Raw genomic sequence first — 23,716 nt, 5'->3', positions numbered from 1 at the left:
ATCTGCTCAAAGGGTGTCGATAAAGAGATCGAGGCCACGCAGCGCCTCGTCATTGTTCTCACCTTGACGCGTACGATCGATAGCCGCCGCCTGCTCATGCAGCGTCGCCGCTTCGAACAACGTGGCGAGCGGCAGGTTCGCGTTCAGTTCGAGCGCGATCCGCGCGTTCAAACGCACCGCGAGCAGCGAATGGCCGCCCAGCGCGAAGAAATCATCGTGACGTCCGACGCGTGCAGCGCCTAACAACATCGACCAGATCGCCGCGAGTTGCGCCTCGACGCCCTCACGCGGCGCCTCCCAGGTCACCTCGCTCGCGGCCTCCGAAGAAGGCTGCGGCAAAGCGCGCCGGTCCACCTTGCCGTTCGCATTCAGCGGCATCGCCGCGAGCGGTATGATCCGCCAGGGCACCATATAGTCGGGCAAACGTCGCGCAAGCTGCACCCGCAACGCGGCAGCGTCAAGCGACTCGCCCACCGCGTACGCAATCAGTCGGCCATCGTGCGCAACGACCACGGCTTCGCGAACACCGGTCTGTGCAGTCAACGCCGCCTCGATCTCGCCTAACTCGATGCGAAAGCCACGGATCTTTACCTGGTGATCGAGCCGCCCCAGATAGTCGAGCGCGCCATCGGCACGCCAGCGTACCAGGTCTCCGGTACGGTAGAGGCGCGCGCCGGGCGTACCGCCAAGCGGGTCCGGCACGAAGCGTTCCGCCGTCAGCCCCGGCCGGCCCAGATAACCACGCGCCAGTCCGGCGCCGCCAAGGTATAACTCACCGGGCACACCCTGCGGCACAGGCTGCATCCGCGCATCCAGCACCCAGGTTTGCGTAGCCGCAATTGGTCGGCCGATCGGCACCGGACGCCCGGCTTCTGCGATGCAAGTCCACGCGGTGACATCGATCGCTGCTTCGGTTGGCCCATACAGGTTGTGCAAAACCACCTGTGGCATTGCTTCGGAGACCTTTGCTTGCAGATCGGCCGGGAGCGCTTCGCCGCTGCATACGATTCTCGCAAGTGTCTCGCCGCAGCGTGATGCCTCTCCGCTCGCGATGAACGCCTGCAGCATCGACGGTACGAAATGCAGCGTGCTCACCCGGTAATCGCGGATGGCTGCCGCCAGCCGTTGAGGATCGCGATGCGCGTCCGGCGCCGCGATAGCGAGTCGTGCCCCCACCATCAGCGGCCAGAAGAATTCCCAAACGGAGACGTCGAAGCTGAACGGTGTCTTTTGCAGCACCGTTTCACCACGTTTCAGGCCGTAGGTCTGCTGCATCCAGACCAGACGGTTCCATAACGCGTCGTGACGGTTGCCCACGCCCTTCGGACGGCCGGTCGAACCCGACGTATAGATCACGTAGGCGAGATTCGCGCCGTGCAACGGGATGTCGTTGAGATCGGATGTTGCGTACGCAGCGGCGTCGATCGATTCCAGTTCGACGCGGCGCACGCCGTCTACCTCTGGCAACGAGATGCCGCCGTGGGTCAGCAACAGGTCAATGCCGCTATCGTCGATCATGTACGCGAGGCGCTCGGCCGGGTACGAGGGATCGAGCGGCACGTAGGCCGCGCCTGCCTTCATGATGGCGTAGAGCGCGACGACCATCTCCAGCGAGCGATGCGCTGCCACACCGACACGCGATTCGACGCCAACGCCCTGCGCACGCAGCCAGCGCGCAAGCTGGTTAGCTTGCGCGTTCAGTTCGCCATAACTCAGGACCTGCTCGCCAAAGAGCAAAGCGGCCGCGTCCGGATGTACGGTGGCATGATGTTCGAAGGCACGGAACACCGGCTCGTAGCCCACGTAACGAGTCGAATTGCGGCTCCAGTCTGCGAGGATGGAACGTTCCGTGTCGTCGGCTAGCACGATCGCGTCGACCGTTTCGTTTAGTCCGTCGGTGCGTCGCGAGAACGCTTCGAGCAGCCGCTGGTAATGGCGAGTCAGACGCTGCACAGTCGGCTCGTGGAACAACTCCTGCGCGTAGGTGAATTCGAGCGTCAGCGTGCCGTCTTCCTCTTCGCGCGTATCGAGCATCAACTCGAACTGCGCCATCGTGCCCGGAAGCCGGTAAGGCTCGATGGTTAGATCAGGCAGTTGCTGCAGCACACGCCAGTCGCGTCGCTGATGATTGAACATCACCTGGAACAACGGGCTGTGGCTCAGACTGCGCTCGGGGCGCAGCGCGTCCACCAGGACATCGAACGGGAGTTCCTGATGGGCTTGCGCGCCTTCGGCTGCGTTGCGTACCTGGGTCAGCAGAGTCCCTAATGTGGTCGCGCCGTCGATCTGGCTGCGCAGCACCTGCGTGTTCGCGAAGAAGCCGATCAGCGGCTCCGTTTCGACGCGGTTGCGGTTCGCGACCGGAACGCCTATGCGGATGTCGCGCTCGCCTGTGTAGCGGTGCAGGAGCGCCTGGAATGCGGCTAGCAACACCATGAACGGTGTCGTCGAACTGCGCTGCGCGCATTCGCGGACCGCCTGCGCCAGTTCGGGCGGCAGCGTCACGCCATGGCGGCCTGCCGTGTACGACGCGTGCGCCTGGCGCGGTGCGTCCGTCGGTAATGCCAGCACGGGATGCGTCGGGCCCAGCGTCTCGCGCCAGTAGGCGAGCTGCTTTTCCTGCTCGCCTGCTTCGAGCCACTCCCGTTGCCATGCCGCGTAGTCTGCGTATTGCACGGGCAACGCGTGTGCGATCAACGGTTCGCTCAGTACTGCTGCGCGGTAATGCGCCACCAGTTCTTCCAGCAGCACCTGTATCGACCAGCCGTCCGAGACGATATGATGCAGCGTCAGGACCAGCAGGCTGCGGTTTGCTTCGCCTTCGCTACGGTACAGGGCGGCACGCAACAATGGACCTGCTGCCAGATCGAACGGCTCGCTCGCAAACGCGCGCGCTGCCATATCAATCTGTGCGGCCGGCAAAGTAGCTTCGCGCCAGTCGAGCTGAGCATGCGCATCTATCTGTTGTTCAACCCTGCCTGCTTCGTCTGCTACGAAGCGCGTACGCAGCACTTCATGGCGCGTCACGATCGCTTCAAGACTCTTGCGCAACGCAACCGCGTTGAGTTCGCCCCCCAGCCACAGCCCACCTGCCACGTGATACGCACTACTCTCGGGGGCTAGCTGCCATAAGAACCACTGTCGCCGCTGCGCAAAGGACGCTTCCGTGCGCGCCCTCACTGTATCGGGCACACGCTTGATCGAAGGCTGTCGATGAGCATCCTGCTTAGCCGCTCCACCCTTCGACTCCGTGTGAAGCGCAAGTTCGGCCAGAGTCCGCCGCTCGAACAACTGCTTCGGCGTGAGCCACGATCCAGCCTTACGCGCTTTCGCAACGACCTTGAGGCCAAGAATCGAATCGCCGCCGACTTCGAAGAAATTCTGTCCCCGGCCGATCCGGCCCGGTTCGATACCGAGCACTTCCGCCCAGATCTGCGCGAGTGTGAGTTCGGTTGCCGTGCGAGGTGCATCGACGTTAATGGTATCGGGGCCTGCGGTCGGCTCAAACCGCCCTTGCCGATGTTCGTCGAACGCCATTCGCAGCGCGGCGCGGTCGAGCTTGCCGTTGGCGTTCAGCGGCAGCGCATCGCGCGCGATGGTCTCTGCCGGCATCATGTAGTCGGGCAGCGCGCGGGCCGCGTCGACCATCACAGCATCGAGTGCGCGGCTCGTCACGACAAACGCCGCCAGGCGTTTTCCCGACGACGCGTCGTATGTCAGAACCGCGACATCTTGCACGCCATCCACGCGAAGGATCTCGCGCTCGACCTCGCGCGGTTCGACGCGATAGCCGCGAATCTTCACCTGATCGTCCACTCGACCGAGGTATTCGAGCAGGCCGTCGGCGCCGCGACGTCCTCGATCGCCGGAGCGATAGAGGCGAGCACCGGGCACTAGCGGATCGGGCACGAAGCGTTCAGCCGTGAGGCCAGCGCGACCATGATAGCCGCGCGCGACACCCGGTCCACCGAGGTACAACTCACCCTCAGCGCCTCGCGCCACTGGCTCCATCCGATCATCGAGCAGGTAGATGTGGGCGTTGGGCAGCGGCGCACCCAAGGGCAAATCGCGGCCTGATTGCGACGCTTTCGGGAGAGCGTGCATCGCGATGCCAATCGTCGTTTCCGTTGGCCCGTAGTGATTGAAGATTCGACAGGTCGGCTGGAGCGCACTGAGACGTTCGAGCAACGCGGCGGGCGTCGCCTCGCCGCCGGCAATCAGCGCATGTGTCGGCAGAACATCGCGAGGACGCGCTGCGGACAGCAATGCGGCCAGGTGGCTCGGCACGATCTTCAGTACACCGATCCGGTGCTCGGCCATATAGTGCGCGAATCCATCGGGGTTGAATGCGAGGTCCTGTGCAAGCAGATGCAGCGTGCGTCCTGAGCACAGCGCGCCAAATAGCACCGTATGGCCGAGATCGGCGGCAGGGGTAGACACCATCGCAAACGACGCGTCCGCGTCGACCTGCAATGTCGTGAGCATCCCGTTCACGTAGTTTGCGAGACCACCATGGGTAACGACGACGCCCTTCGGTTCACCCGTCGAACCTGAGGTGTAGATCATGTACGCCGCTCGGTCTGCGTGCGGTGGGCGGCGTGAACGTGGTGCCGGTTCGGTGGAAGCGATCTGGTACGCTGACGAAGCCGTTAGGTCGTGTTGCAGCGCGAGCGTTGAGATGCTCGACGCGATACTAGTCAGGGCCGCCGGCAAGGCGCCTGCATGGAGCAACACAACTGCGCCGCTGTCCGCGATCTGCGTGGCGATCCGTGCGGGCGGCATCTGCGGATCGAATGGCACCCAGGTTGCGCCGGCCTTGAACGCCGCCAGCATGCCAAGCACCTGTTCGATCGAGCGGCTGGCCAGCACGCCAACGCGCGCTTCATCGCCTACACCGAGAACGTCAAGTTGGGCCGCGAGCGCTTCTGCTGCGGCGTCCAGTGCACCGAATGTCACACTGCGCTTGCCGTCGTAAAGAGCGATGCGTTCGGGGTGACGTGCGACGCTGGCATCCCACAGCGCCAGCACGTCTTGCGTAGTGTACGCGTCCTGTGGATTGGTGATGTTCTGAACGTTGCTTGCGCGTCGCCCGGTAGTCGCGCCGCAATGCATCAGCTCCGTAACTGAGCTCGCTACATGTCGCTCCAAAGGCGTATCGGGCGCCCCGCCGAGTCGCTCCGCCAACTCAGTAAACAAGCCCGCAAAGCGTTCAGCAAACGCGGTGTCGAACACCGTATCGTCATACGCGAGCAAGCAGTCAATCGCTTCACCGGTGCGGGTGAAATCAAGTGCAAGGTCGAAATGAGGTGCGTCATTCAACAACACATGAAGCCGCGCGTCGAGTGGCGCGAACGCGGCTTCGGCGAATGGCTGCTGTTCGGTCAGCTTGACCTGGAACAGCGCGGCCCCGCTTGCGCGGTTCGGCAGCAGCGCGCTGACGAGCCGATCGAATGGCACATCCTGATGTTCCTGCGCAGCCAGCACGGTTTCGCGTACGGCATCGACGAGCGCGCCGAAATCGCGATGCGCGTTCATGCGCGTGCGCATTACCTGCAGATTGACGAAGTAGCCAATCATCGACTGCGCTTCGGGAAGCTTGCGCAGTGACATCGGCGCGCCAACGCGAATGTCGTGCCGGCCGCTCAGACGTTGCAGGGTGACATTCAGGACTGCGAGCATCGTCATGAAGAGCGACGCGTGCCGAGTTGCGCCAACGCGTTTTAGCGTCGCTGCGGTACGGGCAGGAAGCGAGAAGGTCAAACTGCGTTGATGCCCTGCAAGGCTCGTAACATCTGCGACTGAAATCGCAGCACTTGAAGCGGGTCGTGCAAAGAGTTGCGCTGCGGCAGCGGGATCCCCGTCCGCAGCGAGTTGAGTACGCCAGTACTCGAGCTGGCGCGCAAGCGCAGCGGAATCGAGCGTGGCACGCTCCCACGCGACATAATCCACGTGCTGTAGCTGAGGCTCGATGCTCGATACCACTGAAACCGCGCCGGCCAGTTGCGCACGATAGGCGTCCGCCAGCGACGTCAGCAACACGTTCACCGACCCGCCATCTGCGATGATGTGGTGGAGTGCAAGCAACAGGCGATGCTCACGTCCACCGATGCTGACCAGGTGAGCGCGCAATAGCGGCCCGTGTTCGAGATCGAAGGGCTGTCGGGCCACCTGCTCGACCAGTGCATCGAGCGTAGCCTCACGTTGTGCGGCAGGCGAGCCGGTTTCAAGCCGCGTCACGGGTAACAGCACGCGCATGCCGCCCTCGATGACCTGCACGGGCTCACCGTCGTCGCCAAGCGTGAAATGGGCGCGTAGGATTTCATGGCGTCGTACCACGTCGTCAAACGCACGCTGCAGGGCGCCCAGATCCAGTTCACCTGTTAAATGCAACTCGCCGCTCATGTTGTAAGCGGCACTCGCGGGGTCATGGTGCCACGTCAACCAGAGGCCTCGTTGGGCATCGGAGGCGCGTGTCTGCGTCCGCTGGTCGTCAGAGAGACGCGCTACCACCAACTCCGGCGACACCGCTCCTTGCGCGCTCCTCTGCTCGATTAGTGCAGCAGCGTCCCTGAAAACGGGCGCACCAAAGACATCGCGCGGCGTGTAATCGATCGCCCAGCGCGCCCGCGCAGAAGCAGCCAGTTGCACCGCCGCGAGCGAGCTGCCGCCGAGTGCAAAGAAGCTGTCTTCGCGAGCAGGGCGCTCCTGCGGCAAGCTCAATGCATCACGCCACAGCGCGGCAAGCTCCTGTTCAAATCCGGCCAGCGGCGCTAACAATGCAGACTCGGCCACAGTAGCGCCACCATCACGCAAGGCATTCGATTCAACCCGACGTCCCTGCTCAAAATAAGCATAGGCGTCGAGCGAACGCTGCTGCCAACCGCGCACACAGGCCGCTCGCTGTACCTTACCGCTCGACGTCTTCGGCAACCCACCTGGATTCAGCAGCACAACGACACCCGCCGGTTCACCGCAAGCAAGTGCGACTGCTTCGCTCAGCGCAGCCGAAATCGCCTCCGCCGGCGCGAGCTTCTGCATGTTGCGCGAGACTTCCGCAGCGATGCCAATGCCTTCCTGACCATCGATCTCAACTGCAAACGCCGCGACGCGACCACGACGCACCAGTTCGACCTCGCGCTCGATCGCGAGCTCAAGATCCTGTGGATACACGTTGCGACCACGCACGATCAGCAGATCCTTGATGCGCCCGGCGACGTAGAGTTCGCCCTCGTGCAGAAAGCCCAGGTCGCCCGTGCGCAGCCAACGTGAGCCGTCGCGCTCGACGAACGTACGAGCGCTGTCCTCGGGCCGACGCCAATAGCCAGCCGCCACGCTCGGACCTCGCACGAGAATCTCGCCGATCTGCCCTGCACCCAGCTCAATGCCACTCTCGCTATCGACGATTGCCAACGCATGGCCGTTCACAGGCTTGCCGCATGAAACGATGGGTATGCCATCGCCATCCCCGGCGCCTTCGCCTTCGGCACGACCGGCTGCGAGTCCAGTCGCAGAAAATGACGGCGCACGAGGACCACTCCCCGGCGCAATGCCGCTGACATAGAGCGTAGCCTCAGCCAGTCCATAACACGGAAACAACGCATGCGGATCGAACCCGACGCCAGCGAAGCGTCCAGCAAAAACCTCCAGAGTGGCCTTTCGAACCGGCTCCGAGCCAGAGAATGCGAGCCGCCACGAGGACAGATCTAAAGCTGCACGCTGCTCTTCGCTGACGCGATCGGCGCACAACCGGTACGCGAAGTCAGGACCACCCGAGATCGTGCCGCGATGACGCGCGATTGCTTCGAGCCATCTCACCGGCCGTTCGAGAAAATACTGCGGCGACATCAGCACCAGTGGAATCCCGCTAAACACAGGCTGCGATAGCGTTCCGATCAGACCCATGTCGTGATACAGCGGCAGCCAACTCACAAACACGTCGTTCTCGCGAACACCAAGGCCTTCGCGGATGGCCAGCTCATTGGCCCACAAACTGCCATGTGTAACCATCACACCCTTGGGTGCCGATGTCGAACCTGAGGTGTACTGCAGAAATGCGATGTCGGACGGCACGGCGCGATGCGGCTCGAAGGAACTCGATGCGTCGCTGCCCAGATCGAGCGTGTCCACCATTATGATTTCAGCGCGTGGTGCGATCTTCTCAAACGCATCGCGAAGTTTGCCGGCAAGCGCGGCAGTCGTCAGGATGAAGCTAGCTCCCGCATCTGCGGCGATCGACTCGAGGCGCGAGAGATGTTGTCCGCGCAACGACTCGGGCGGATAAGCCGGCACTGCGATAACGCCTGCGTAGAGGCAGCCGAAAAACGCTGCTACGTAATCGACACCGCTGTCCATCAACAGAAGCGCACGCGGTGGCATATGGGCTGCTTCCGCATCCGCCTCGCCATCCACCCCGTGCAAGACTGCGCCAATTGCCCGTGCGCGCCGGTCCAGGCCCGCATAGTCATAGCGCTTCTCACCGCTGGCATCCAGCGTCACCAGCGCGGTGCCGGTCGCGCGCGATACGCTCAATGCGCGCAAGCGTTCGATCATGTTCTCAGTCATTTCACCATCTCGTGTGGCAGGCCGCGCCCGTTGCGGCGATTCGGGCAATGCGTCACCCACTCGCTCAATCTTCGCCGCGTTCACGACGCGCACGGCGTTCGCGTTCGTGCTCGGTCTCAGTCGGGTGCCGATGTTCTGCGCCATGCCACATCGGCAAGCGCGTGGGCTGCAGCCTTCTCGCGTTGACGCTTGAGAAATGGACAACGATCGTCGGCGGGCAAGTTGGTGTCGTCGAGGAAGTATTGCTTCCATTCCAGATTGCCTGGGTCGCCGTAAAAGCCGAGGTCGGGGTGTGCGGGAATCGTGTCCCAAGTTTCGATGCGTTTGCGCACCTGATTGCGCGCCTCACGCCCGATCACCTTGTTGGTAATGGTGTCGACGAACACGCTGCGTGGCTGAAACAGCAGCACCATGCCGGGTCCAAGATTGCGACTATGTCTCTGCCGGAACGACGGGCACGCGCAAACCACGAAGGTCTCCACGCCGGCAAACGAAAACTCCCAGTCTTCGTGCGACGGGTCCGGCTGGGCATCGGCATGCGGATGGGGGTCAACGTCGTGCAGGTGCTGCAGAATGCTCCAGAACAAGTCGTGATACGCCGCGTGCGTAAGCGGCTCGCGATCGGGTTCGAAGAACACTGCAATGTTGTTCTTGCGATATTGCGGCAGCGAGACGAGCTCGGCGAACGTTTGCATCGTTGCGGGCAAATCGCGAATGTCCCTGCCGTTCACATACGAATAGAACATTTCGCCGCGTTTCTCGGCCATCGTGCCGAAGAAGCACGGATACGCCGGGTCCATCACATGCCCGCACATCGTGCCATACGACGCATCCAGCCATGCGGGCGGATTCGCTGCCGCGCCAGTCGCGCGTCCTGCGATGATCCGGCTTTTCCAGTCGCCGGGATCGAATCCTTCGCTGGGCAGCGCGTCTTCGTGTGGGTTTGGCGCAGGCGGTTCGGCGAACTGCACGGCATCCATCACGGTTCCCTCGTTTGAGCGCATCTTCAATGTCCTTTGTCGTCACACATCTGCATCGCGCAGTGGCGAGCGGGCCGGCACACGCCCTCGCGGACGTGCGTCAACTGCGATATCGGTTTGCGGGGGAACCGGCGCCCTTGTCCCAGGCTTTCCGGTGTTCACGGCGCTCGGCAACGATACGGCCACAAAAGAACCGCAAGTGCCCGCGCGCGATGCTCAGGCCTCGGCCTTCGCGTCCAGTTCGGTGACCAGCGCCTGCACCCAATCGTCGGGGATGATCGGCTGATGATAGGTGCACTCGCCGGAGACGACGGTCGAGCCATGCAGGCGTCCATCGGGGATCAGCACCATGTCGCCCTCGTTCATCTTGAGCTGCATGCCGACGTTGCCCCAGAAAAGCATTTCGCCATCCTGAATGGTCACGAGACGATGGTCGTTGTGAACGTGCGTGGTCGAGCACATCTCATGCGGCTCGACGAAGGTCTCACGGTCGATGCCGGGGCATTCCGCATCGATACGCGTGCTGATGCGATGCGCGAAATCGACGTAGCGGCGAATCGACGAAAGCCACAGCAGTTGTTCGCCAAGATCCCAACGGGCCCGCTCGGCGAGACGCTCGGCAGCCGCGACGCCTTGCACAGCCTGCGTGAAGGCAGCGGCGCCGAACTGGCGCTCGATGCTCTGCAACGCCTGCGTGAAGCGCGCCACCAGTTCGGTCTTTCGCTCAGCTGCGTCGCCGCGACGGCGTCCGGCAGGCTGCAGATGCGCACAAGCGCGCTCGAGTGCGAGACCGAAAGCGAGCCACTCGGCTTGCGCCGCGAAGGCGGCGCCGACGAGTGCGAACGCGCGATCCGGCCGGCGTCCCAGCGCGTACAGCAGATTGCACTTCGCCATGCTGGTGGGCAGGTAGAACTGCCAGTACGCATGTTGCTGGCGAGTGACACCACACGCACCGGCTACACGTTGCAGCAAAGCGTCGTCAGGAAGATCGCCTTCGAGCGTCGGACGCAACTCGGCAGGGAGCATATCGAACAGGCCGCTTGCGGCAGCCTTCGCCAACGCGCGGCGCTTCGACGGCGCCAGCGCCCAGCGCTGGACCATGATGAAGCGCAACCCTTCCTCGAGATAATCGTTGCGCATCAGGCGCTCGAATGTCCCGCTCCAGAATGCGGTTTCGTCGTCGACAATCCGCGCAAGGCGTCCCGCCGCCGCGGCGGCATCCGTTTCGATGCCCTGGTCCTGAGCGAGATATTCAAATGCATACGACTCGAGGAACGGCGCGAGTTGTGCGCCACGCACCTGGACGTCGTCACGATAGAACCCGCTGAAATGTTGCCACTCCGCCGCCTCTGCGCTGCGCGGCAGGCGCGCGATGCCTAGCTCATAGATCGATAGCAGCGTACGGTTTGCAGCCAGCGACGGCAGACGGCTCACGTTATGTTGACGGACCGGCTTGGCGAACTTGAGGAACTCGAAGTCTTCGGGGCGCAACGGACGCCGGTGGTAGTCGTCATCGAGTAGCAACTCGTCGACGGTGGCGCTGCGAAACGATTGGGCGGCGGCGAACTGCTTGATCAGCTCTACGTACTGTTCGCTTTTGCCGGCGAACGGCGCAAAGTCGAATAGCAACGGCGTAGCTTGCGTCATGGCGATATTTCCTGTGAGTGACTCGGGAGTGCGCTGCACGACAGCGTCGGCATAGCATGCACAGCACACCTCACGAATGGCTGGCGGATAACAAATGCGGCAAACGCGACAAACCCGGCAGACACACCGCCGGCTCGACATGCTGAATACAAATACGAATGATTATCATTTATACAAAATTAGACATGATGCCCAGTCTTGTCAAGTTCTTTCAGGTCAAGCTGGCTCCGAGGCGGCGCGTTTCCACAAGCGCTACGAACGCGCGGCGCTGTGCGTGAGGTCCAGAGACCAGCGCGCGGCCACGCCGTAAAGCGGAGCCGCGCATTTCATGCAGCCGCATGCGCGAAGGAATTCCCGCGCATGCCTCGATTTGCCACGTTAGAAATCTGTGCGCACCGTCAACATCAGGTTGCGCCGGTCCCCGAACTGGCTAAAGTACGTTCCGGGCGGACGCACGTAGTACTCGCGATTGAACATGTTGTTCAGCGTCAGCGAGGTATCCACGTGCTTGTTGATGCGATAGCCCACCTGCGCATTGAAGATCGCATAGCCGCCCTGCTCTACACCACGGGTAATCTCGCTTTGAGCCAGCATCCCGCCGCCCACCGTCACACCCTTCAGGAGTCCTTGCGAGAGGCGGTAGCTCGTCCACAGCTTGAACAGATGTTTCGGGTCCGTGCCGTCCGAGTAATTGGCCGTCTGGTTCGTAAAGCTTTCGTTCAGCAGGGTGTAGCCCGCATACACATTCCAGTTCGGCAGCGGCTCCCCGGTGACTTCGAACTCGAAGCCCTGGTCACGCGCCGCGCCGCCGGCGATCGAACCCGTCGGATTGTCGGGGTCCGTGATCGCGACGTTGTTGGTGTTGATGCGGAACAGAGCGGCCGTCGCACCAAGGCGTCCGTTCAGGAACGTGCCTTTCAGGCCGGTTTCGTACTGGTCACCCGTTGCTGGCGGCAACGCCGCACCCGTATAAGTGGTCGCCGTCTGCGGCTCGAAAATCTTCGAATAGCTGACATATGCGCTCAACCAGGGAACGATGTCATAGACGAGTGCCGCCGACGGCAGGAACTTGCCATTCATCCGCGCTTCCGTGCTCCAGTCGGATACGCTCGGCAAGATGGTCTGCGACTCTTCATTGAAGAACGTTTCGCGCGCACCGAGCACGAGTGTCAGCGGCTTGGCGAGATGAATCCTGGCCTGTGCGTAGACCCCGTATTCCTCGGTCCGGATGTTGGAACCATACGTGAACGGCACGTTGACGCTCGGCACCGAGTCCGCATCGAAGACGTTGTAGTCGCCGTCAGCGAATGGCCCCGTGAGGGAGACAAAGCCGGACTTCGTAGTCTCGTTCTGCAGCGAGTAGTTTGCCCCGACGGTCAGCGTATGAGTCTGGCCGAACAGATTGATCGGGCCCGACACATGGGTATCGGCGCCGAACCAGTCGTAGGTAATGCGCTGCCGCTGATCGCCGTAGGCCGAGAGGCCGTCGTCGGTGACGCCCGGGCCGGAATAGGCGTAATTTGTCGACTGCAGTTCATGGCGATAGAAGACCGTGGTCGACGACTGCCAGTCGTTCTCGAAGCGGTGCGTCAGGTTGAGATTGGTTTCCGCCAGCGACGTATAGCTGTAATTCCAGCTCGGGCTGAAGTTTTGCGAGTACGAACTCGGCAGCCGCGTGCCGGAGGCCGTTTCGCCGATACCATAGTCGAAGCCCGACACCGGATTGACCTCATAGGCCGCCGACAACGACAGCGTCGTGCGCGGATTGAAGTCGTAGTCGAGCGCGCCGTACACCATGAACTTTTTTTCGCGCACGCCGTCGACCGATTGCAGTCCATCGCTGCCCACAATCACCGCGCGGCCACGCAACGAGCCGTCCTTGTTGAGCGGCCCGGTCACGTCGACCATCTGGCGCACAGCGCCGAACGAGTCGATCTGCGTCTCGGTTTCCAGATGGAACGTGTTCTGCGGACGTTTGCGCACGAGGTTGACCGTACCGCCGGCATCGGTCGGATCGGCTGCACCCGTCATCACACCTTCCGGACCGCGGAACACTTCGATGCGGTCGTACATGGCCAGATCGAACTGGGTCTGATACTGCAACCCGCTGACAACCGACACGCCGTCGAATTCGACACCAAGGTAATTGCCGCGCGACCTGTAATAGGCCGTGCCATCGCCGTAATTCAACGCTTCGACGCCCGTGACATAGAGCAGCGCATCCTGAATCTGCGTCATGTTCTGGTCGTCCATGCGCTGACGCGTTACCACCGAGACCGAGGCCGGAATCTCCTGCAGCGGTTGTGCTACACCGCCCGCGACCGTCGCGTTGCGGGCCCGGTAGGAGCCGCTGTCCTCGGTGGTGGCATCGCTGTCGCTCGTCACCGTAACGGCCGGCAGCACACTGCTGTCGCCTGTCGTGCTTGCTGGCGTCGATTGCGCCCGGGCGTGCCCGGCCCACATCGCAATCAGCGAAATCGCCACCGGCGTCAGCCGGGACTGGAACAAGCGAGCTTTGGCTCGCCGCTTACTACGGCTATGGTCCATGGTTGTTTTCATCGTGGCTGGCAAATTCTCGGCGTGAAGACACAAACCCGTCGGGTCCTTTGAAAAGGACAACTAACGAGGCATGTCAGGATGATGTATTCGTAGCGAAAGTGAATCGCGGCTTTGCACTTTCCCCAGCACCGCGAACAGCAATAGACCACTCTCGCGCAGTGGATGCCTCACGCGGACGCGCTATGCGCCAGACATCTCGTTATCGCGAATAAGATGTTAATCGATAACGATTCTCATTTGCAAATACATTTTGAGTTTTGTCTGTTGTTTGTGACCTGTGGTCCGTATAGAGGGCGAAAGCCCGGCGTGAAGCACCGGGCTTTCGGAGCGCTCAGGTGGACGCAACTGTCTTCCGCAGAGTCAGCGCAATCAGATAAGGACCGCCTATTAACGTCGCGACAAGGCCAGCCGGCATCTCCTGAGGGAACATGACCTGGCGACCAAGCCAATCCGCGAAGCCCATCAGCAACGCGCCGACGATCGACGCCACGAACATCTGCACTGCAGGCCGGCGCGCGCCCGAATAGCGGGCGATATGCGGCGCGATCAGCCCGACAAACGAAAGCGGGCCGACCAGCAACGTGGCCGTGGCGGTGAGCAACGCCGCTAGCAGCAGGATCGCCAGACGTGCTCGCGCGACGGGCACGCCGAGGCTGCCTGCCATCGGCGCGCCCAGGCTCAGCGTTTCGATCCAGCGTGCCATCAACGGGCCGAGCACCAGTCCCGCTAGCGCGACGGCAGCGGCCGCATAAGAAGCCGCGGGTTCGATGTAATAAGTCGAGCCGACCACGAGATCCATTAGCAGACCTGCACGTGGATCGCCGCTAGCCAGCGTCGCGCTGACGATAGCCTCGAACAGCGCGCTGATCCCGACACCGATCAGCAGCAGCCGGTCCGGCGCGAACGAGGCGCGGCCGCCCAGCCACAATAGCAGCGCAAGCGTCGTCATAGCGCCGGCGAGGCAGCCCGCGAACAGGATCCCAGGTGTTGGATCGAGTCCTGCGAACAGGATGATGACGATGCCGAGGGCGCCACCAGAACTCACGCCGAGCAGATCGGGGCTCGCCATCGGATTGGCGGTGACGCGCTGGATCAGCGTACCGGCGACCGCCAGCAGCACACCTGCCGACATCGCCGCGATGGCGTGCGGCAGCCGCCAGAACAGCAGCGCGCCGATCTGCGCAGGACTGGCAACGTGCCAGCCGTGGACACCGCGCGATATGCCGAAGGTCAGCACCAGCACCACGACAAGGCCGACCACTGCCCACGGCAAGCGTCTACCAAGACTGGCTACCGGTGCATGCGCGATGGCGCTCGCATGCAGGTCAGGCTGGCTGCGCAAACGCGGCAGCAACAGCATCAGCAAGGGAACGCCGAGCAACGAGGTGACCGTTCCGGTGGGCACCAGATGCGCCGAGAACAGTTCCGTTGAAGACACCATCTGGACGATTTCATCAGTTGCCCACAACAACGCCGCGCCAAGCAAAGGCGCCCAGATCAGGCGCTGTCTGAGTCGCCTTGCGCCAGCGAGGCGCGCCAGCGTGGGTGCAGCAAGGCCGACAAAGCCGATCACGCCGACCGTCGACACGACGCAGGCCGTCAGGACTACCGAGATCAGCAGCGCGGCAAAGCGCGTGCGTTGCAACGAGATGCCAAGGCTCTGCACGGTCGAATCGCCGGCCTCGAATACGCCCAATGGACGGCGCAGCAGCACAGTCGCGACGACACAAGCGAGCACACCCCACAGAAGTTGCCGGCTCTCCTGCCAGCCGCTCTGATCGAGCGCCCCGCCGCCCCAGATCATCAGCCCGCGCAGCAGGTCGAAATGGGACATGCAGATGGCGAGACTGATGGCGCCGCAGTACAGGTTGACGATCATCCCTGAAAGGATCACCGAAAGCGAAGACATCCGTTGCCGCCACGCGAGCCCGAACACGAGCAGCATTGCGATGCCGCCACCGGCGAGCGCCACTATGGTACGGCCACCGGCGACCCAGGATGGCGCCCACAACTCGGCGATCATCAACGCGAGGTACGAACCGGGGAAAATGCCAAGCGTCATCGGCTCGGCGAGCGGATTGCGCAGCACCTGTTGCGCCAGCGTGCCCGCCAGTGCCAGTGCCGCGCCGCACAGCAAGGTCATGGCGATACGCGGCAGCAGGCTGTCGCGCACGAGCACCTGATGCAAGTCAGTGCGGTTCGGTGCAAAAAGCGTCGTCCAGAACGAAGCGCCGTTCAGTTGGACATGGATACCGACGATCGCGAGAATCAGGGCAACCGCCCCAAGCACGCCGACGAGCGCCGCCCGAAAATCGCGCGGTGCAGCGGGCACAGATGCAGCAGCAAGGTTACGCAACGCCGCCTCCGCCGTTGTCGATTGTGGCGAGCGCCGTCGCCACTGCCTGCGCGAAACGCTGCATCGAAACCAGTCCTCCATACGGGGCGATCACAGGCAGGATGGCAATGCGGCGCTCGCGCACCATGGGCAGCGCCTGCCAGATCGCATTCTTCCTGACGCCGGCACGTGCGGAGGCCTCCAGCGGACCCACCAGCAGCAGGCTTGCCTGCTGGACATCGGCAAGGCGCTGCACCGGCACCATCGCGAAGCCCTGTTCCGTACGCCATGGCTGGCTTCCCGCGCCGGGATTGGCAGCATTCTGGACTCCTAGCTTCCGCAACATCTCGTCGAACAGGCTGCCTTGCGCATAAACGCGCAGATGGCGGTCGTCGACCAGATCCGCGACGAGAACCGGCGCGCGCAGCAGCGCAGGACGCACGCCGAGTTGCGCCCGCACGTTAGCGGTGTTGCGATCCGTCGCGGCGATCAGGTCGGTTGCGCGCTGCGGTCTCTGCAGTTTTGCGGCGAGTTCGCCCGTCTCGTTCAGCAGCGCTGGATAAGGCGTATCGCTCGACATGTAAGCGCCGAGCGTGAGCGTCGGCGCGATACGCTCGAGCCAGCGTTTGGCGGGGGCATGTCCCGGCGTAATGATCATCAGATCCGGCGCCAGCGCCTGCAGCATCTCGAAGCTCGGCTGATACAGTAGCCCCACATCGGCCACACTCGCGGGCAGCGGCGGCTCGACAATCGTATTGCGATACCAGTCGGGCAACGGTGTGCCGACCGGTGCAACGCCGAGTGCGAGCAGCGTCTCGGTCAATTCCCAGTTCAGGGTGACGATGCGGTGAGGCGCGGGCTCGGACGAAGTGCTCTGTGTCTGCGTAGCAGCCCAGGCGCTCGCCGAACCAAACGCGTCAAGCATGCTGAACGCACCGAGCGCGCCGAATCCTGCAAGCAGCCTGCGGCGTAGCGGGTCCGTGCGCGGAATCCTGCTCGCAGGTCGAATGACGGGTTTGGTCATCGCGGAAATCCAATCGCATAGCCGCTCTGCGGATCGGTCAGCACACCCATCGGCACCCCGTAGATGGCTTCGAGGCTATCCGGACGCATGATCTCCGCAGGACTCGCCTGCATCAGCACCTTGCCGCCGCGCAGCGAAATCAGCTCATTGCAGAAGCGCGTCGCCATGTTCACGTCGTGCAGCACGACGATAGCGGTCATGCCGCGCTTTTCGCACAGCGAACGGATCAGCCCGAGCACTTCGATCTGGTGACTGATATCGAGCGCCGAGGTCGGTTCATCGAGCAGCACGCAGCGACTGTTCTGCGCGATCAGCATGGCCAGCCAGACACGCTGACGCTCGCCTCCCGAGAGACTGTCGACGGCGCGGTCCGCGTAACGCGCGACGTCGGTCCATGCCATTGCTTCCTCGACGCGCGCGTCATCATCTGCCGTGACGCGGCCCAGCGCGCCATGCCATGGATAGCGGCCCAGTGCGACCAGTTCGCGCACCTGCAGGCCATCCGTAGATGGTGTGTATTGCGGCAAATGCGCTACTTGCTGCGCGAAGCGACGGTGCGGCCAATTCTCGAGCGGGGTACCGTCGAAGTAAATCGTGCCGCGCGTCGGCTGATGCAGGCGTGCCAGCAGCCGCATCAGCGACGTCTTGCCCGAACCGTTGTGGCCGATCAGACCCACCACCTGGCCCGGTGCGATATGGAGCGAAATGGATTGCAGCAGCGGCCGGTCGCCGATTGAAAAATCGACGTCGGAGAGCTGGTAAAGCGAGGAACCGCCTGATGACTGCATGACGAAAGCTGTGGTCCGGTTTTAGGTTGTCAGGATGAGGTATCTGTGCCGCTTGTACTTGTGCGTGTCCGCGCCTCTTGCATGCTCCGCAGCTTTTGCAGTTGGGCTTTTACGCTGGCATGCAGCGCCGGATGATGCACGATTCCGGTGTGGCTCGCTTCGATTTGGACTGCTTCGACTGCCGCGGTTGTATACGGACGCCAGTCGCGCTCGCGGCCCGGTACTTTGTCGCGGGCGGCGTGCCAGAAAGTAATCGGTACGTCCAGGGTCGGCAATGTATGGGCGAGGCGCAAGCGGTAGTGCAATGCGTCCAGTCCGGCTGCCCGTGTGAAGAGCGCTTGCAGTTGTGCGCCGTCCGTCTGCTGTTCCAGCCATGCGGACAGATCGCCCTGCGCATGCTCCTCGTCCGGTGCTGCGTCAGCGGTACGCGTCGCCGTGTCGAGCAGTCCGAGGAAATCGACCTGATGGCCGCGTGCGCGCAACTGCCCGGCAACCGCCACCGCCAGGCGCCCGCCGAATGACCAGCCAAGCAGCCTGAATGGCCCTTCGGCTTGCGCCTTCAACACGCGCTCGACGCATGCTTGCGCAAGTGCTTCGAAACTGGCAGGTTGATCGTGACGTGCGAGTGCTGTTGCATCGAGCGCCTCACTCGTTGAATCCCCCGCATCAATCGCGAAACCCGGCGAACGCAACGCGAGTACGCTGGCGGTCCCTTGTAGCGCAGCGGCAAGAAAGCGGTATTCGCCGACAAGTCCAAAGCCTGGGTAAAAGCAGAACAGCGTGAGCGGCGCACCGGTGGCGTTCAGCGGCTGCATGTCGATATCGTTTGCCGTGCCGTAAGGCGGGCACAGCAACGCCTCGGTGTAAAAGCGCTGACGCCACAGTTCGAACGCATCAAGTTGCCCGGATTCGGTTGTAGCGGATACGGACGTTTGCGAAGCCATCGTCAGGCCATTGAACAGATGCCGCTTAGGTGTTCCAAGTCCCGGTTCATCGATCGCCGTGGCGGCCGTGTGCGATGAGTCCGCGCTTTGTGATGCACCGGCCAACGGATCCACCGGTTGAGCCAATGCCCGCACATATGTTTCGAACGCGCCGATCAGCCTGCCAAGCTGGGCCAAATCAAGCGCATCTGAAGCGACGCTCCACTCGAGTTTCAGGCAACCGCCTGCGATCAGGCCATTCAGGTCCAGCACGTGACGTGGCCCGTTGGCTATGTTCGTGCCGATGCCGTTGCCGCTGTCTTCGGGAGCAAACGTAAAGTAGCCTTCGCTGAGCCGCTCTTCGAAACGTCCGAGGTAGTTAAAGCCAATCGTCGTGGGAGGCAAAGCCGCCAGCGCGGCGCGCGTCGAGGCCGAGCCACCGTAGCGGAACAGGTTGAAATGCATGCCTTCCGCGGGCACCGTCTGCAGCAGGTTAGCAATTTCGCGGCGCGTCGACTCGAGTTGCGGTGCGGCACTAAGGCGTAGTGGGTACTGCGTGGTAAACCAACCCACCGTGCGGCTCAAATCGAGCCCAGGGATGCAATCGCGGCGACCATGCCCCTCCAGTTCGACGATCACGGGCAGCTGCGGCAAATGCTCGGCACATGCCTGGGTTAGCGCAGTCAGCAGCACTTCGTCGATACGCCTGCCAGAGTCGGTGAGCTGACGCGTTGTCTGCGCATCGAGTGTCCAGTTGCGATGCTGCGTGTGGCCTTGGGTGGTGGATGAAGCGATCGCGCGTTGGCGTGACGGAGCGGCATCCGTGGTCGTCCCCAGTTGTTTCTGCCACCATGCTAGTTCGCTCAGATGCTCGGGCAAACTGGCGTATTCGGCGAGACGTCGAGTCCATTCGCTCCATGCGGTACTCGCTCGCGGCAGCAGCGTCTGCGTGCCGGACAAACGTGCCGCCTCGTACGCATTCAGCAGATCGTCGAGCAGGATGCGCCACGACACGCCATCGACTACCAGATGATGGACGACGACCAGCAGTCGTGCGCCATCCGCTGTGCTCATATAAGCCGCGTGGAGTAGCTTGCCGGCAGCGAGGTCGACACTGTCGTGCACTTTGTCTGCGACTGCTTCGATTGCCACCACTGGGTCAACGGAGGCTCGCAGATCTACGATGCGCAATACGTCGTTGGAAGACTTCGGCGGCAAAATGGTCTGCGACCACTCACCCGTCTGCGGATCGCGCCGAAAGCTCGCACGCAGCGCGTCATGCGTGCCAAGCACGGCATCGAACGCCGCTCGCAGTGCTTCGACGTCGAGCGCCTCGGCACTACGCAGCAGTACCGCCTGATTCCACCGTGCAGGGGCGTCCGGATAGTGCTCGAAGAACCAATGCTGCATCGACGCGAGTGGTGCCTCGAACGGGACGTTCACAAGCGGTTCATCCGCTGCTGGCGCGACACTCGCCCGCGCAACACGCGCCAGACCACGCACCGTGGGATGCTCGAATACCTGGCGGGGTGAGACGACCCAACCCGCGGCGCGCGCCTGCGCAATCACCCGCAGGCTGGAAATCGAATCCCCGCCGAGCGTAAAGAAGTTATCGGTTACGCCGAAGTCAGTGCGGCCGAGCACAGTCTGCCAGACTGCCAGCAGCGCCGTTTCGATCGGCCCTGCCGACGGTATCGCGGCACCCTGCACCGCATCGTCCGGCTCGGGCAACGCACGCCGGTCGAGCTTGCCGTTAGGCAGCGTCGGCAACGTATCGAGCGCGATGCAAATCGAGGGCACATGCGAGGCTGGCAGCGTCCGCGTCAGCTCTTCGCGCACGGCATCTGGATTGGCGGACCCGGTGAAGTAGGCGACAAGGCGTTTGCGCTCTCCTTCCCCCTTCAATTCGACGATAGCCTCGCGGACCTGAGCGACGCGCCGCAGTGCGACTTCGATTTCGCCAAGCTCGATGCGGTGCCCGCGCAGTTTCACCTGCTGATCGATCCGCCCGAGGAAATCGATGATACCGTCGGCACGCGCACGGCACAGATCGCCGCTGCGATAGACGCGCGAACCCGGTGCCCCATGCGGATCCGGCACGAAGCGTTCGGCAGTAAGCGCAGGCCGCGCCAGATAGCCCCGCGCGAGGGTCGCACCGCCGATGCACAACTCGCCCAGCGCGCCGTCCGGCGCACGATTACCGTCGAGATCGGCGACATATGCGTGACGCGCCGGATAGCAGCGGCCAATTGCGACAATGGCGTGCTGCGCATCGTCGCGCGAGACCGGATGATGCAATGCCGCCACGGTGGTCTCGGTCGGACCATACAGATTGTCGATCGCGACGTGCGCTAGCGGGCCTTCGTACCATCGCTGCAATGCGTCGCCAGGCAACGCTTCGCCGCCTACTGTGATCTGTCGCAGCGCGATATCCTCCGCCGGCGGCAACGCGATGCGCCATTGTTGCCAGAGCGCAGTCGGAATCCGCGCGAACGTCACGTGCTCGTCGCAAAGCGTGCGGTTCAGCGAGGCGAGCTCCCAGGCCTGCGGCCCGCGCATCACGACGCGGCCACCCACCATGAGCGCCGGCAAGAGCTCATGCAAGGCCACGTCGAAATTGATGGTCGACGACTGCAGCACGATGTCGGACTCGACGATCCGATGGTCGTGCAGGAAGTCTTCCAGATGCAGCGCGAGCGCGCGGTGCGTGATTGCCACGCCCTTCGGCGTGCCTGTTGAGCCAGAGGTGTAGATGGCATAGGCGAGCGCATCGGGGTGCACGGGCCATGCGGCATCATCGCAATTCGCGGTGCTATCGGAGGCATCAGGCCGTACCGCGGATGCAAGCACCGTACGCAGCGGAGCGAGCAATGCGCGGCAATTGCTCCGAGTCGTTTCGTCGATGATCACACGTGTCACGCCTGCATCGGCGATCATCGCCTGCAGTCGCGCTGGTGGGTAATCAGGATCGAGCGGAACAAACGCGCCACCCACCTTGAACACGCCGAGCAACGCTGCAGGCAGAGCCAGCGAGCGCCCCAGCAGCAGGCCAACGCGTTCGCCCGTGGCGATGCCGTCCGCGCGCAACGCAAGCGCGACGCGCTCCGCCCACGCGTCGAGCGCAGCGTACGTTAGCGCCTCGCCCTCGCAACGCAGGGCGACACGCGTCGGGCATTGGCGCGCACGTTGAGCTATCCGCTGGTGTGCCGCGATAAACGAACCGCGAGGGATGTCCGGTGCGGTTCCATCCCCTGTCTCTCGTTCGATATCGGTCGGAGTGCTGACTTCACCGCTGCGCGCATCGTACCGCACATGCTCGCCAATTCCCCGGCGCACAGCCAGATCCCCCACGTTGCGCTGCGGTTCCGCCGCGACCTGTTCAAGCAGTTCGACATAGTCGTCGAGCATGCGCTGCGCGGTCCCTTCGACAAAGCGGTCGCGTGAATAGGTCAATGCAAGCTGTAACGTGCCACCCGCTCCGCGATCCTGAGCATTCAACGCGAGATCGAAGCGTGCGGTCGGCGCAACGTCGAGTATCGATTCGACCGCAAGAGGGCTGCTCCCAGCGGTCCTGGCAGACTGCGCCTGCGTCGTATCAGCGGCATTAGCAGCATTAGCGGCATCGGTCGCAAGATCGAACATCACCTGAAACAGCGGTGAGCTATCGAGGTTGCGCTCGATTGCAAGCGCCTCGACCAGCCGCACGAACGGCACATCCTGATGAGCCTGCGCTTCTAGCACGCGCTCATGGACGGTGCGTAACAGCGTATCGAACGGCTGTCCGCCAGCGAGGTCCGCGCGGACGATCAACGTGTTGACGAAAAAGCCCACCAGCCCTTCCAGTTCGGTACGTCCACGCCCTGCAGTGGGCACGCCGACCACAATCGTGCGCTGCCCCGAATAGCGGTACAACAGCACGTCGAACACGGCCAGCATCACCGTAAAGAGCGTCGTACGCCGGCTACGCGCGATCTCACGTAGCGGCTCGGCCAGCGCGGCGGGAATCGACAGCCGGACGAGGCCGCCGTCGTGGGAACGGGTCGCGCGCGGCGGCACGTCGCGCGGCAGCGTGAGCGCAGCAGGAACACCGTCGAGCCGTTCGCGCCAATAGCCGATCTGCCGCTCGAGCAGATCGTTGGCCGACCACTCCCGCTGCCACACTGCGACGTCTGCCAGTTGCACCGGCAACGGCGACAGGTTATCCGCACCGCGATAAAACGCCAGCAGATCACGGAACAGCACATTCATCGACCACGCATCGGCGACGATGTGATGCACTACGAACTGCAGAACACACCCCTGCCCCCCCGTCTCGAACAAAGCGACCCGCAGCACCGGACCATTGACGAGATCGAACGGTTCGCAGGCGAAATCGCGTAGCGCCTCGGCGAGCGTCGCCTCGTCGTCCGCGAGGGTATGCTGTACGAAACCGTAGCTGGCATCAGGTGCCGGATATTGTGTCGGCACGCCCTCGTCCGCATCGAAACGCAGCGTCAGCGCTTCGTGCCGGCGCACCAGTTGGCGCAATGCGCGATGCAACGCGTCAACATCGAGAGCATTTGTCAGCCGCAGCGTGTGCGTGATGTGATAACCCGCGTGATGCGGATCGAGACACCACAGAAACCATAACCGCTCCTGTGCAAACAGCAGCGGAAAGCGAGCGGGTCTCGGCGAAAGCGGAACAACCGGTAGCGTGTCTACGTCAAGCCCTTGAGCCCTCGCGCGGGCGCGAAACAGTGCTCGCTTGTCTTCAGGAAGCGCCGCGTACTGCTGAGCGAGGCGTAACGCGCCGGACGGCCGGCGAACCGCGTCCGGCGATGTATCGGACGTTACGGATGCGTCTTTTACACCGGACGCAGAGAAAGAGTGATCCGTCACCTTCATCGTTTCCTGTCTGT

The 23,716-nt window shown here is 63.0% G+C and carries 8 protein-coding genes; all 8 read right to left on the bottom strand.

Annotated features, from left to right (window positions below):
* Positions 1–6: 6 nt before the first annotated feature.
* The 8 genes from P3T20_RS32330 to P3T20_RS32295 all read right to left on the bottom strand — a co-directional run bounded on the left by P3T20_RS32330 (position 7) and on the right by P3T20_RS32295 (position 23,696).
* The gene (locus tag P3T20_RS32330; protein ID WP_429288954.1) at positions 7–8,562 is read right to left on the bottom strand and encodes an amino acid adenylation domain-containing protein; all 8,556 of its coding nucleotides are present in this window, start codon (positions 8,560–8,562) and stop codon (positions 7–9) included.
* A gap of 116 nt (positions 8,563–8,678) precedes the next feature.
* Positions 8,679–9,542: a YqcI/YcgG family protein gene (locus P3T20_RS32325; RefSeq protein WP_074267459.1), complete on the bottom strand. Its 864-nt coding sequence runs from the start codon at positions 9,540–9,542 to the stop codon at positions 8,679–8,681.
* Positions 9,543–9,758: 216 nt separating this feature from the next.
* A complete protein-coding gene (locus P3T20_RS32320; protein WP_429288953.1) occupies positions 9,759–11,189 on the bottom strand; it encodes a peptide synthetase in 1,431 nt (476 codons plus the stop codon).
* 378 nt (positions 11,190–11,567) lie between these two features.
* Positions 11,568–13,697 (bottom strand): TonB-dependent siderophore receptor, encoded by a 2,130-nt coding sequence (locus tag P3T20_RS32315; protein WP_429288952.1) that lies wholly within the window; start codon positions 13,695–13,697, stop codon positions 11,568–11,570.
* A 382-nt stretch (positions 13,698–14,079) separates the two neighbouring features.
* Entirely contained in the window at positions 14,080–16,104 is a 2,025-nt protein-coding gene (fhuB, locus tag P3T20_RS32310) for a Fe(3+)-hydroxamate ABC transporter permease FhuB (RefSeq protein WP_429288951.1), read from the bottom strand.
* Positions 16,097–17,107 carry an ABC transporter substrate-binding protein gene (locus P3T20_RS32305; protein WP_143787660.1) on the bottom strand — a complete coding sequence of 337 codons (1,011 nt, stop codon included), beginning with the start codon at positions 17,105–17,107 and terminating at the stop codon, positions 16,097–16,099. Before P3T20_RS32305 ends, fhuB begins: the two co-directional genes overlap by 8 nt.
* A complete protein-coding gene (locus P3T20_RS32300) occupies positions 17,104–17,895 on the bottom strand; it encodes an ABC transporter ATP-binding protein (RefSeq protein ID WP_074267456.1) in 792 nt (263 codons plus the stop codon). The genes P3T20_RS32305 and P3T20_RS32300 overlap by 4 nt, the downstream gene beginning before the upstream one ends.
* 29 nt (positions 17,896–17,924) lie before the next feature.
* Positions 17,925–23,696 carry an amino acid adenylation domain-containing protein gene (locus P3T20_RS32295; protein ID WP_429288950.1) on the bottom strand — a complete coding sequence of 1,924 codons (5,772 nt, stop codon included), beginning with the start codon at positions 23,694–23,696 and terminating at the stop codon, positions 17,925–17,927.
* Between the last annotated feature and the right edge of the window lie 20 nt (positions 23,697–23,716).

It is taken from the genome of Paraburkholderia sp. GAS206C, from assembly GCF_050435645.1.
Classification (GTDB): Bacteria; Pseudomonadota; Gammaproteobacteria; order Burkholderiales; family Burkholderiaceae; genus Paraburkholderia; species Paraburkholderia phenazinium_B.
Note: the sequence above shows the minus strand (reverse complement) of the source record. Positions and strands in the feature narration are given on the sequence as shown.

Bases quoted from the DNA above. Each gene is read 5' to 3' on its own strand.
- P3T20_RS32330 (WP_429288954.1), bottom strand. From the start codon at position 8,562: ATGACTGAGAACATGATCGAACGCTTGCGCGCATTGAGCGTATCGCGC.
- P3T20_RS32325 (WP_074267459.1), bottom strand. From the start codon at position 9,542: ATGGATGCCGTGCAGTTCGCCGAACCGCCTGCGCCAAACCCACACGAA.
- P3T20_RS32320 (WP_429288953.1), bottom strand. From the start codon at position 11,189: ATGACGCAAGCTACGCCGTTGCTATTCGACTTTGCGCCGTTCGCCGGC.
- P3T20_RS32305 (WP_143787660.1), bottom strand. From the start codon at position 17,107: ATGACCAAACCCGTCATTCGACCTGCGAGCAGGATTCCGCGCACGGAC.
- P3T20_RS32300 (WP_074267456.1), bottom strand. From the start codon at position 17,895: ATGCAGTCATCAGGCGGTTCCTCGCTTTACCAGCTCTCCGACGTCGAT.